At 69.0% G+C, this 12,560-nt stretch carries 11 protein-coding genes and 1 pseudogene; 10 read left to right on the top strand and 2 right to left on the bottom strand.

Annotated elements, in window-relative coordinates:
• Positions 1-10 precede the first annotated feature (10 nt).
• Together ACGHX3_RS18150 and ACGHX3_RS18145 are read right to left on the bottom strand one after the other, a co-directional pair.
• Positions 11-1,069, bottom strand: a complete 1,059-nt coding sequence (locus tag ACGHX3_RS18150; RefSeq protein ID WP_213603620.1) for a FecR domain-containing protein — start codon at positions 1,067-1,069, stop codon at positions 11-13.
• Positions 1,047-1,640, bottom strand: a complete 594-nt coding sequence (locus tag ACGHX3_RS18145) for an RNA polymerase sigma factor (protein ID WP_162338775.1) — start codon at positions 1,638-1,640, stop codon at positions 1,047-1,049. The genes ACGHX3_RS18150 and ACGHX3_RS18145 overlap by 23 nt, the downstream gene beginning before the upstream one ends.
• A 120-nt stretch (positions 1,641-1,760) precedes the next feature.
• Between ACGHX3_RS18145 and ACGHX3_RS18140 the strand changes: the two are divergent.
• The 10 genes and pseudogenes from ACGHX3_RS18140 to ACGHX3_RS18095 all read left to right on the top strand — a co-directional run.
• A pseudogene (locus ACGHX3_RS18140) lies at positions 1,761-2,471 on the top strand (cyanophycinase); the annotation flags it as partial.
• Between the two features lie 249 nt (positions 2,472-2,720).
• Positions 2,721-3,701, top strand: a complete 981-nt coding sequence (locus ACGHX3_RS18135) for an isoaspartyl peptidase/L-asparaginase family protein (RefSeq protein ID WP_249720408.1) — start codon at positions 2,721-2,723, stop codon at positions 3,699-3,701.
• A 46-nt stretch (positions 3,702-3,747) separates the two neighbouring features.
• On the top strand, positions 3,748-4,491 hold the full coding sequence (locus tag ACGHX3_RS18130) for an energy transducer TonB (RefSeq protein WP_213603618.1): 744 nt from the start codon (positions 3,748-3,750) through the stop codon (positions 4,489-4,491).
• Between the two features lie 33 nt (positions 4,492-4,524).
• A complete protein-coding gene (locus tag ACGHX3_RS18125) occupies positions 4,525-5,253 on the top strand; it encodes an energy transducer TonB (protein ID WP_213603616.1) in 729 nt (242 codons plus the stop codon).
• Positions 5,254-5,523: 270 nt separating this feature from the next.
• Positions 5,524-7,251, top strand: a complete 1,728-nt coding sequence (locus ACGHX3_RS18120; protein ID WP_213603614.1) for a DUF11 domain-containing protein — start codon at positions 5,524-5,526, stop codon at positions 7,249-7,251.
• A 72-nt stretch (positions 7,252-7,323) separates the two neighbouring features.
• Positions 7,324-9,423 (top strand): SMP-30/gluconolactonase/LRE family protein, encoded by a 2,100-nt coding sequence (locus tag ACGHX3_RS18115; RefSeq protein ID WP_213603612.1) that lies wholly within the window; start codon positions 7,324-7,326, stop codon positions 9,421-9,423.
• A gap of 115 nt (positions 9,424-9,538) precedes the next feature.
• Entirely contained in the window at positions 9,539-9,964 is a 426-nt protein-coding gene (locus tag ACGHX3_RS18110; protein ID WP_213603610.1) for a YciI family protein, read from the top strand.
• 10 nt (positions 9,965-9,974) lie between these two features.
• Entirely contained in the window at positions 9,975-10,382 is a 408-nt protein-coding gene (locus tag ACGHX3_RS18105) for a VOC family protein (protein WP_213603608.1), read from the top strand.
• A 211-nt stretch (positions 10,383-10,593) separates the two neighbouring features.
• A complete protein-coding gene (locus ACGHX3_RS18100; protein ID WP_394695773.1) occupies positions 10,594-11,133 on the top strand; it encodes a hypothetical protein in 540 nt (179 codons plus the stop codon).
• Positions 11,134-11,156: 23 nt separating this feature from the next.
• A complete protein-coding gene (locus ACGHX3_RS18095; RefSeq protein WP_394695772.1) occupies positions 11,157-12,497 on the top strand; it encodes a phospholipase effector Tle1 domain-containing protein in 1,341 nt (446 codons plus the stop codon).
• The last annotated feature ends 63 nt before the right edge of the window (positions 12,498-12,560 follow it).

Below are 12,560 nucleotides of genomic sequence, written 5' to 3'. Positions count from 1 at the left end.
CGTGCGCGGCCTAGCGTGTATGCAGGACGATGCGGTCCGCATGCCGCTCGGCGCGCACCGGGAATCCCTGTTCCAGCAGGTGGGCAAAGCCCTCGGCGTTGGACCAGCGGAAGTTGCCGCCCACCCGCAGGTCGGCGACGGCGTCGTCGCCCAGCTCCAGCTTGCGGGTGTTGAAGCGGTTGAACTCGGCGGCGGCCGCGGCCAGCGAGGTATCGTCGAAGGTGAGGAAGCCGTCGCGCCATTCCAGGTACCGTTCCGCTTCCGCCACCGGCAGCGAACGCACCAGCACGCCGTTGCGGCCGGCGGTCGCCACGCTGCCCGCCGGCAACAGCGACACCGGCTGCGCGGTGCCGTCGGGGCCGGCGCGGCTCTCCAGTCGCACCTTGCCTTCGGTCACCACCACGCGGATCTCCTCCGGATCGCGTCGCACGGAGAAGCGCGTGCCCACCGCGGCCACGCGGCGACCGTCGGTCTCGACCACGAACGGGCGGCGCGTGTCGTGGGCGACGTCGAAGAACGCTTCGCCCTTCGCCAGTGCCACGTGCCGCTCGCCGCGGCTGAGGGTGACGTCCAGACGGCTGTCGCTGCTCAGCGTGGCGGTGGAGCCATCCGGCAGCGTGATGGTCTGGATCTGGCCGACCGTGCTGGCATAGCTCGCCTGTTCGCGGCCGCTCAGCTGCCAGCTGCCCCACGCGACCGGGCCGAGCACGAGCAGGGCCAGCGCAGCGGCCAGGCCGTGCTGCCAGCCACGACGACGGTGGCCGCCGCGGTCGCGGGGAGCGAAGGTCAGGCCGCGCAGATCCGGGCGCGCGTCCGCCCTGGCTTCGCCACCATCGGCCATCGCGCTGCTGCGGGGCGGCAGCGTGCCGGCGGGCAGGCCGGCGGCCAGCGCCTGCAGGCGGCCGGCTTCGGCCCATGCGGACTGCAGGCGGAGGAACTCGACCTTGTGCCGCGCGGATGCGGCCAGCCACGCGTCCAGCCGGCGCTGTTCGTCCGCCGTCCAGTCGTCCGCATCGCGGCGGGCCAGCCAGTCGGCGGCGAGCGCCTCAATCTGTCTGCTGTCGGCCATGCGCATCGTCCTCGTCCATGATGGGCCGGGCACGATGCCCGTCCAGCGCAGGCACGGCGTCGCCGCCGTACAGGTGGTCGGCGATCAGGCGCATCCCTTTGGCCAAATGCTTTTCCACGGTCTTCTCGCTGATGCCCAGTCGGGAGGCGACGTCCTTCTGCGGCAGTTCCTCCACGCGCCGCAGCCACACCACCTCGCGGCAACGGTCGGGGAGCCGGTCCAGGGCCTCGACCACGCGCTTGAGCGCCTGCCGGGTCCCGGTCCACCGCTCGGGCGACACCTCGTCGATCAGGTAGACGTTCGAGGACTCGAAATCACCCACTGGCTCGATCGACACTACCCGGCTGCGGCGCAGGCGGTCGGTCATCAGGTGGCGCGCGGTGGCGAACAGGAAGGCCTTGGGCGCATCCGGACGCGTCCGTCCCGCCGCTTCGTACACGCGCGCGTAGACCTCCTGGCGCAGGTCGTGCCATTCGTCGCGGTGCGGCCAGCTGCGCTGCAGGAACAGCGACAGCGCGCGCTCGTGGACAAGCACTTCGCGGACGAACCAGTCGTCGAATTCGGTGGCCATGGCCGCACTCTAGCCCAAGCCCGCGCGCTTCCGCATGGGGGAAGCGTGCCGCCGGTTCGTCTCCCTTCGTCATCGGCGCGTGGCATCCTGCCGCGACCTTCGACCTGGGAGTACGACGGCATGGTGTCAGTCTTCGGCATGTTGCAGCGCGGTGCGATCTGCGTGGTGGCGCTCGCCTTGTCCCTGCCGGCGTGGGCCGCCAAGCCGGCGCACTACGTGCTCGGCGACACCAACGCGAAGACGCCGGGGCAGGTGCAGCCCGGCCTGCTGCTGATGGGCGGCGGCGACCGCAACTTCGACGCGATGCACTGGTTCATGAAGAAGGCCGGCAACGGCCACATCGTCGTGCTGCGCGCGTCGCAGGCCGGCGAGATCGGCGAAGAGTTCTTCAACGAGGTCGGCGGCATCGTATCCGTTGAAACCTATGTGTTCAGCGACCGCGAAAGCGCGAGCGATCCCGCCGTGCTGCGCAGCCTGAAGCGCGCGGACGGTATCTTCCTCGCCGGTGGCGACCAGTCGCGCTACGTGCGCTTCTGGCGCGGCACGCCGGTGGGCGCCGCGCTGGACGCGCACGTGCGTGCCGGCAAGCCGCTGGGTGGTACCAGCGCCGGCCTGGCCATGCAGGGCGAGTACCTGTACGGTGCGATGGACGGCGGCAGCATCATCAGCCCGCGCGCGCTGGCCGATCCGCTGGGTGCGGACAACACCATCGAGACCGGTTTCCTGCAACTGGCGCTGTTGAAAGGCGTGATCACCGATACGCACTTCAGCGAGCGCAACCGGCTGGGCCGGCTGATCGCCTTCGTCGCCAAGGCCGAGTCGCTGGCAGGCCGCCCGATCCTGGGATTGGGCGTGGACGAGGATGCCGCGGTCGCGGTGGAAGGCGACGGCAGCGCGCGCGTGTACGCCACCGCGCCGGGCGCCGGCGCCACGGTGGTGAAGGGTGGCTTCGCGCAGAAGCAGGTGGAAGACGAAGCGATGAACCTCGATCGCGTCGACACCGTCATCGCCGGCGTCGATTCCGTGCTGCACCTGCCGAGCGGTCGCGTCGACAAGCCGGCCGCCGAGCGCCACTACGCCGTGCGCAACGGCGTGCTGGTGGCATTGGATTCACCGTTGCTGGTGATCCACGGCGGCGCCGGCGTCGAACGCGCCGGCATGACGCCGGCCGACGAGGACGCGGCGCGCAAGGCGCTGGAAGCCGCGCTGCGCGCCGGTCATGCGCAACTCACTGCGGGCAAGCCTGCGCTGGAGGCGGTGTCCGCCGCGATCACCGTGCTGGAAGACGCGCCGCAGTTCAACGCCGCGCGCGGCGCGGTGTTCACCCACGACGGCAAGAACGAACTCGATGCCTCGATCATGGACGGCGCCACCGGCAAGGCCGGCGCCGTCGCCGGCGTACACCGGGTCAAGAACCCGATCACGCTCGCGCGCGCGGTGATGGAGAAGTCGCGCCACGTGATGATGGTCGGTGCTGGCGCGGAAGCCTTCGCGAAGGAGCAGGGCGTGACGTTGGTCGATCCGTCGTACTTCCGCACCGAGAAACGCTGGCAGCAGCTGCAGAACGCGTTGAAGGAAGAAAAGCAGGCGCAGGCGAGCAACACGCCGCTCGCGCTGCCGGGCAAGGCCTATTTCGGCACGGTCGGCGCGCTGGCGCTGGACGCGAAGGGCCAGCTGGCCGCGGGCACCTCGACCGGCGGCATGACCAACAAGCGCTACGGCCGCGTCGGCGACTCGCCGATCATCGGCGCGGGCACGTGGGCCGACGATCGCTGCGCGTTCTCGGGCACCGGCTGGGGCGAGTACTACATCCGCGCCGCCGCCGCGCACGAGGTCTGCGCGCGCGTGCGCCTGGCCGGGCACAGCATCGCGCGTGCGTCCGAGGGCGTGATCAACCGCGACATCCCCAAGGCCGGCGGCGACGGCGGTGCCATCGCGCTGGGCGCCGACGGCAGCATGGCGTTCCCGTTCAACACCGAGGGCATGTACCGGGGCTGGATCGGCGCCGACGGCGTGCCGCATGTGGCGATCTACAAGGAAGACCCGCTGCCCGCGCGTTGAGGCGCCGCAGCGGCTATGCTCGGCCCTCCATCACGGAGGGTCGGGCATGAAGGGGATGCTGTTTGTCGGCCTGCTGGCTTTCGCGTCGGCAGCGTGGGCGGGGGATGCAACGGATCAGGTGGTCAGGTTCCAGGCCAACGCGCGCGTGGTGCTGGATGCGGAAGGCGTGCCGCAGCAGGTGCAGGCCAACGAAAAGTTGCCGCCGGCCGTGCGTAGCGCTGTCGAGCAGCGTGTGATGCAGTGGCGCTTCGAGCCGGCCCGGATCGGGGGCGTGGCCAAGCCAGGCGTCACCCACGTGTCGCTCGACGCCTGCGCTGTTCCCGCGCCCGACGGCACCATGCGCATGGCGATGGACTACCGGTCCAACGGTCCCGGTCTGGCGGGCGGCGCGATGATGGTGGCCCCGCCGAGGTATCCGGTGGAGGCGGCGCGCAATGGGCGGGAGGGCAGTTTCAATGTCTTCATGCGTATCGGCGCCGACGGGCGCGCCTCGGTCGAGCGGATCGAAAAGGTGTCCGGGACCGTGAAGCCCTTCGAAAAGACGCTGCAGGAGTGGGTAGCCGCCATGCGTTATGTCCCCGAAGAAGTGGATGCAGCGCCGATCAGTACCCAGATGTCGATGCTGGTGGACTTCGAAATGGGGGGCGGCAGCTTGAAGGAGTTGGCGCGCGAAAAAAACGAACGGGACGCGCAGTCCATCGGATGCCGACGGGCGGCGGAGGGTGCAGCGCAGGATCCTCGCCATCCTGTCGTACTGGACTCGCCGTTCAAGCCGATCACGACGAGCTGATTCCGGAACGTAGGCCTGCCTGGGGAGAAGGTCGTGAAGAAGTGGAGCGTTTTGTGTCTCCTGCTGTGCGTGGGTGCGGCACAGGCGGAGGGCGCGAAGGAACCGGTGCGTTTTCCGGCGACCGCGCGGATCGCCCTGGATGCCGAGGGCGTCCCGCAGGACGTGCAGGCCAATCCCAGACTGCCTGTGCCGGTGCGCGAGGCGATCGAGGCGCGTGTGAAGCAGTGGCGTTTCGAGCCCGCGCTGGTCGATGGCGTGGCCCGGCCGGGCATCACCCATGTCCGGCTGCAGGCCTGTGCGATCCCGCAGCCGGATGGCAGCCTGCGGGTCGGCATGGACTACCGGGGCAACGGGCCCGGCTATGCCGATGACGCCCTGCGACTGCCCCGTCTGCCGTATCCGCCCGCGGCGATGCGGGCGGCGGCGCAGGCCAACGTCGACCTGATCGTGGCGATCGGCGAAGACGGCCGGGCGACGGTGCAGTCGATGAAGGCCCGGCGCGGGTCGTTGAAGGAGTTCAAGGCGAGCCTGGAGGCATGGGTGGCGGCGCTGCGGTACGTGCCGGAGGAAGTGGACGGCCGGCGCATCGCGACCCGGATGCGCATCCCGGTCGAGTTCCATTTCACGGAGCGCTCCAAGCGGCAGGACCCGACGGCCGCCGCGATGCGGGCGCCCGAGTGCGCGGCAGCGGCGGGGCAGCCGGACGATCCGCTGAACCCGGTCGTGCTGGACTCCCCCTTCCGGCCGCGCGAAACCGGTTGAAGCCGGCGCCCCTGGGCCGGGGCGCGCCACGCCACGCGGCGGCCTGCCTCCTCTGTCCTGCCGCCGCGATGGCGGCAGGCGCCTTCAGTGTGACCCGTGTCGCAAATGTGACGACTGTAAGTTAGGATACACGTCACATTTCGGCCGGCCCCTCCTCGCCTGGAAGGCGTCTTGGGTCGGCTTGCCACAGGGGGCAAGCGGTAAGGGTCCGTTGTCGGATGGACCTGGGGAGCGCCTCTTCCACAGAAGCGTCAGGGGATCCGTTCGTCGATGTCGTACCGCGCTATTGATGCCTTGCACCCGCAGGGCGCACGTTCTGCACGCCTGTCCGTTTCCCCCGTCTCCCGCATCGCCGGCGCCCCCGGCGGCTGGCGTCGTCGCCTCTCCCAGGCGGCCCTGCTGTCCATGGGCCTGCTGCTCGCAGGGTCGGCACTGGCATTGATCACCGGCAGCTGGACGACCAGCGGCACCGCGTCGGCCAACACCACCGTCAACGGCATCACGGTGACCTTCACCGGTACTGCCGACGAGGCCTATTCGAACGGCACCTTCAACACCACCAACCGGTGGAGCGATCCGTACGGCGGCACGGTGAGTGGCGGCGCATCGCTGACCATGGTCTTCGACAGCGCCGGCGCGCGGAACTACGTGGTCACCTTCAGCAAGCCGGTCGACAATCCGGTGCTGCACATCGACCGCATCGGCGGCTTCTACAACAACAACCTGCCCAACAGCACCCGCTGGGAACTGGCGACGTTCAGTGCGCAAAGCGGTGCGGTGACGCTGGAAAAGCTGGCCGGCAACAACCAGTTCGTCGTCGATCCTGCGCAGTCGCGCTTCTATCGCGCCACCGGCACCGGCTTCAACGGCACTGGCAGTTCCGATTGCAGCACCAACAACACCGGCACCGGTTGCGGCTCGGTGCGGTTCAACGGCACCGGCATCACCAGCCTGACCTTCCGGGTCGACATGATCGGCTCGCGTGGCGACGGCGACGAACTGGAAATGCGCTGGAGCTTCCCGGGTTCCAGCGTGATCGTGCGCAAGCAGTCCGTCGGAGGCACCGGCACGTTCCCGTTCACCACCAGCGGCGCGCTGACGCCCTCGTTCACCCTGGCGACCACGGCACAGAACACGCCCGTCTCGTCCACGACGTATCCCATCACCAACCACGCCGCCGCGATCACGCTGAGCGAGTCCACGCCGCCCGCCGGTTACGTGATGACCGCCGGCAGCTGCGTCGACCAGACCGGCGCCGCGGTGCCGGCGACCGTGAATACGGCGACGCGCCAGATCGCCATCGCACCTGCCAGCTACGGCACCAGCCAGACCATCACCTGCACGTTCACCAACAGCGCGACGGCGACGCTGGCACTGGCCAAGACCTGGGTCAACGCCGCCATCAACGACACCGCGGCGCTGTCGGCGACCGGCGGTGCCAACACCGCCACGCTGGCGTCCACCGCCAACAGCGCCTCCGAGACCGATACCGGCGCGGCCGTGCAGGTCGTCCCGGGCAACGTGATCACGCTGGCCGAGACCCTCGGTGCGGGCAATGCACGGACCTACACCGCGAGTGCGTGGTCGTGCAGCGGTGGCAGCCTGAGCGGCAACACGCTGACGCTGACCGCGGCGCATGCGGGGCAGGCGATCGTCTGTACCGTCACCAACAGCGCTCGCGTGGCGGACGTGTCGGTGGTGAAGTCGACGGCTGCGGGCCCTGCCGTCAGCGGGCAGGTGCGGAACTTCACCGTGACCGTCTCCAATGCCGGTCCCTCGGCCGCCGACGGCGCCGTGGTCAGCGACACGCCCGGCGCGGGACTCGCGTGCCCGGCGTCCGGCAACCCCATCAGCTGCACCGCCAGCGGCGGCGCGGCTTGCCCCGGCGCAGCGGCGTTGCCGACGTTGGTGAGCGGCGGCGTGGCCGTGCCGACGCTGCCGTCGGGCGGCACCGTGACCTTCACCGTGCCCTGTCAGGTGACGGCGACGGGTCTGTGAGGCGGCGGGCGCGCTTCCCAAGCGCGCGCCGAGTCCCCATGATGCGGCTCCGTTCTTCGCCGCGTTGATGCAATGAGCCGTACCGCCTGGCTGTGGGTGGTGGTGATCCTGACCGCCATCGCCCTGGCCGCGACCTTCCTGGTCACGCCGCGTTTTCCCGTCCCTGTGCCCGATGCCGGTCCGCCGGTCACGCCGTTCGGCTGGACCGGGCAGTTGTCACTGGTTGCCGGCGACGGCGTGCGCGGCACGCAGGAAGGCGCGGGCCCGCAGGCGCGCTTCGACGATCCCTGGGGCATCGTCGTGATGGAGGACGGCACGCGCTACGTCGCCGATGCGGGCGACAACAACCGCATCCGCCGCATCACGCGCGAGGGCATGGTCACGACACTGGCGGGCGGTCGCGAAGGCTTCGCCGATGGAACGGGTCCGGCCGCGGCCTTCCACACGCCGTCCGCGCTGGCCCGCGATGCCGGAGGCAACCTCTACGTCGCCGACACCGGCAACCATGCGATCCGCAAGGTGACGCCCCAGGGCGTCGTGAGCACGGTCGCCGGTACCGGCGAAGCGGGTTTCCGCGATGGCGCCGCGGCGCAGGCGCAGTTCAACGGGCCCATCGGCATCGCCGTGGATGGTGCCGGGCGCATCTACGTGGCGGATACCTACAACGACCGCATCCGCCTGATCGACCGCGATGGCCAGGTCAGCACCCTGGCCGGCGGCGACATGCCCGGTTTCGTCGACGGCACCGGTGGCGAAGCGCGCTTCGATACGCCGACCGGCATCGCCGTCGATGCCACCGGCGTGGTCTGGGTGGCCGACCTGCGCAACGATGCCCTCCGCCGTATCGGGCCGCAGGGCGGCGTCAGCACCTTGCCGATGCAGGCCGACCTGCCGGACCAGGCGGGGCCGCGCCGCCCCTTGTCGCTGGCGCTGACGCACGATGGCCACCTGTATGTCGGCGAGCTGTTCAGCGGCCGGGTGATGCAGGTGATGCGCGATGGCCGCTGGCGGGCCCTCGCGGGGCATCTGCCGGGGCAACGCCTCTCGCGCGCGGCGGGCCTGGCTGTCGACGCCGCCGGTGACGTGCACTTCACCGATGCCGGCAGCCATCGCGTGCATCGCATTGCGCCGCTGGCGGCCGGCAACGCGCCTGCTCCCGTGGCGGTCGGTCCGTCGCAGGACGACCCGCTGCCGCAGACAGCGGGGCGCTGGCCGCTGGCGCCGCAGGACGGCTGGCACGAGGTGGTCGGTACGTTGGGCGAAGTGCGTGGCGATTACAGCGGCGAGAGCCGGCACCACCTGCATGGCGGTCTCGACATCCGTGGCGATGTCGGCGCGACCGTGCTGGCCATCGCCGATGGCAAGGTGAGCAGTCCGTCCGCGGCATGGAACTTCAACGGCCTCAGCGAAGGGCTGGGCCTGGGGCCGCTGGACTACATCCACATGCGCGTCGGCCGCACGCCACGCGGCGATCTGCTCGATCCCGCGCGTTTCCAGTTGCTGCGCGACCTGAGCGGTGATCCCAGCCGCATCCGCGTGCGCCGCGGCGCCCGCTTCGCCGCGGGCGATGCGCTGGGCACGGTCAACCGCATGGCGCACGTGCACCTGTCGATCGGACCGTCGGGCTACGAGCGCAACGCGATCGCGCTGGGCTTCACCGGGTTCACCGATACGTATCCGCCGCGGATCGACGAGGTCGCCCTGTTCGATACGCTGGACCAGCCCATCGACCAGCGCCAGGACGGACGCGTCCTGGTGCCGCGCGACCTGCAGGGAGTACGCATCGTCGTGGATGCGTGGGACCAGGTCGACCGCAACCTGCCGCGCCGCCGTCTGGGCCTGTACGCGCTGGGTTACCAGCTGCTGCACGACGACGGCACGCCGGTCACCGGCTTCGAGTCGCCGCGCATGACGCTCGACTTCCAGCGCCTGCCATCCGACGAGGCGGTACAGATCGCCTACGCGCCGGGCAGCGGCATCACCGTGCACGGCAGTGCGGTCACGCGGTTCAAGTACAGCGTCACCAACACGGTACGCGACGGCAGGTGGAGCGAGGGCACGTGGCAGGCGGGCGCGCTGCCGCCGGGCGACTACACCCTCCGGATCACTGCCCGCGATTACCACGGCAATGAAGCACAGGGCCGTCGCGACCTGAAACTGCGCCTCCCGTAGGGGGGCTCAAGCACGCCGGCCTCTGCCGCGCGATACCGTGTCGATCCGCGCCACGGCCGTTCGTCGCAATCCTGAAAGCGGCCGGAGCGACCGGTCCGCACGACAGGAGATCGCAATGCGCGTCATGGTCATCGTGAAGGCCAGTGCAGAGTCGGAAGCCGGGAAGATGCCGGACACCGGACTGCTCGAGGAGATGGGCAAGTTCAACGAAGCACTGGTCAAGGCCGGCATCATGCTGGCCGGTGAGGGACTGCATCCCACCTCGCGCGGCGCACGCGTGCGCTTCGACGGCAGGCAGCGGACGGTCATCGACGGCCCCTTCGGCGAGACGAAGGAACTGGTCGCCGGTTTCTGGCTGTGGCAGGTGCGCAATTTCGACGAGGCGATCGAGTGGATCAAGCGCGCGCCATTCGATGGCGGCGAGGAGATCGAGCTGCGCCGGGTGTTCGAGGCCGAGGACTTCGGCGACGAACTGACGCCGGAATTGCGCGAGCAGGAAGCGCGCCTCGCCGCGCAGATCCAGTCGCAGACACAGGCCTGAGGGAGCGATCATGACCACCCAGATCTTCGTCAACCTGCCGGTCCGCGACCTGGACAGGTCCAAGGCGTTCTTCACGGCGCTCGGCTACGCGAACAACCCGCAGTTCACCGACGAGAACGCCGCCTGCATCGTCATCAGCGACACCATCTACGTGATGCTGCTGGTGGAGCCGTTCTTCCAGGGCTTCACCCGCAAGACGATCTGCGATGCGCGCACGCACACGGAAGCGATCCTCTGCCTGTCGGCCGAGTCGCGCGCCGGCGTCGATGCGCTGGCGGACAAGGCGATCGCCGCCGGCGGCAGCGAAACGCTCGAAGCGAAGGACTACGGTTTCATGTACCAGCGCAGCTTCCAGGATCCCGACGGTCACCAGTGGGAAGTCGTGCATATGGACGATGTCGCGACGCCGTCGGATTGAGGTACATGAATGTAGGCGGCGCCACCCTGGCGTTTCCGTAGTGAGCGCTTGCGTGCGTGGCGCTTCTGTCGTACAGAAGACGTCACGCAAGACGCGCGAGGCCTATCCGATGCAGGGCAGGAAGCCATCACTCCGTCGAGGTTCGCCGTGCCATGCACTCTCGCTGGTACTGGTCTCGGCGATGATCCTTTCAACTTCAGGATGCCAAGGCATGGTGATGACGCAGGAATCGGGCAGCCCAAAGACCGTCGGCAAGGTCGACAACACGGTGGCCGACTGGCCGTTGACGTTCGTGCAGCACAACTTCGGTGCGCACTGTTTCGACACCATCGGCTGCAGGATCACCTACGCGGGCTTCACGCATGGCGTCGAGGGCTCGGAAGAGGTCAGCCCCCCCTTGGTGTCCCGTCGCGGAACGCGCGAGCAGATTCTGCGGGCAGGACACCTTGCGCGGCGGAACTTTCCGCCGCCGGCCCATGTGGTCTGGCGATCGAAGGACGGCCAACCGCATGAGGCCGACATCGACATCGGCGAGATCTTCCGTGATCAGAAGATCGTCCATCGGGTGCCGCGTGAAGATATCCGCGAAGGCGTCTCCATTACCGATCCCGATATCGTGCTGGAAGTCGAGGACCGGACGATTACGGTGTACATGCGGGCTTTCATCCCGACCAAAGAGCTGCAGGTTCCCGGTAACCCTTACAGCGGCCATCGCGACGATCTGGTGCGCGTATGGAGCAGGACCTACTGAAACGATAGTCCAGGGAGCAGGACATGGGCGGAGAGCGGCACCCCGATGGCGTGAGCACGATACCGGCAACGGCCTCGGACCTGGCGAGCTTTGACCGCGCCAGTGGACAGCTGGCGACATTCGCCGCGCCTGTCCTCCACGACAGTGGCAAACCAGACGATCGTCTGTTCGTCGCGGCGTTCGACGGCACCGGCAACAGCGTGGTCAAGGACGCGCCGGAGAATCACACGAACGTTGCGCGCATCGCCAGGCAGATCGAGTCCCTGGGCGATCCCGCCATCGCGCAAGGCTATGTGGAAGGCCCGGGCACGCAAGGGGGATTCGACGGTGGCCTGGACCTTATCAGGGGGCATACCTACGAGTCGCGCATGGAGGACATGTACCTGCAGTTCGTGAAGCAATCCGCCGCGTGGTTGAAGGAGAACCCGGATGCGGACATCCGCATCGCCGCCATCGGCTTCAGTCGTGGCGCGGAACAGGCGGCCGGCTTCACGCGGATGGTAGAAGAGCGTGGCATCCGGAATCCGGAAGGTGCGCAGGTCACGCGCGACGGCGATGGTCGGATCCTGCACGTCGACTACATCGGTCCACCGCTACGCGAACCCGGCACCGTCATCCAGGCCGTCGGCCTGTTCGACCCCGTCGGCACGGGTGAGCCGCGCGATCACGACCGCCGTCTGCCACCGTCGGTGGTGTCGGGTTTCCAGATCACCGCCGACGATGAGCGGCGCAACCTGTTCCAGTCCACCCGCGTGATGGATCCTGGCGTGACCGATGGCGGGCGCTTCCTCAACGTCACCGTCGCCGGTGCGCACAGCGACATCGGCGGTGGCTATACGCAGGATGGCATCCCGATCCGCAGCGGCAACCTGATGATCGACTACCTCAACGGCCTGAGCGACCGGCCATTCCTGGACAAGCGTGAAGAACCGTCCGATCCCGCTCGAAACGTGATCCATCGCTCCGAGGAACACCGGTTCTTCTACCGCACCTCGATCTACGACAAGGCGGGAACGCGCGGGATGCAGGAGGAACTCGCGCCGTCGAACCTCTGCAGGATCGACTGCCTCGATGCGCAACCCCGCAATGAAGCGCTCGCGCGCGAGCTGGCCTGGCAACCCGTCAAGATCGGACCGGTCCCGGTCGGCGCGGAGGTGTCGCGGTCGGGCGGCATGGTCGAGCGTCTGTTGCAGGCGGCCAAACAGGGCGACGGTGGTGCCGTCGAGCGCATCTCGCGTGAATACCTGCACACAGACGCCGGGCAGGCGTGGCTGCAGGCAGGCCAGCAGCGGCTCGACGCCGCCTCCATCACGCAGGCACCACCGGTGGAACGCCTGCAGGAGCCGGCCGCGCTCGCGCGCTGACGCCGGCATCGCGTGGCGTGATCGCCTGCGTTTGTCTGTGGCCGTCGGGCTGCGTTCTAATCC

Source organism: Pseudoxanthomonas japonensis, assembly GCF_043632995.1.
GTDB classification, from domain to species: domain Bacteria; phylum Pseudomonadota; class Gammaproteobacteria; order Xanthomonadales; family Xanthomonadaceae; genus Pseudoxanthomonas_A; species Pseudoxanthomonas_A japonensis.
The sequence above is the reverse complement of the archived record's forward strand: the minus strand, read 5'-3'. Positions and strand labels throughout refer to the sequence as shown.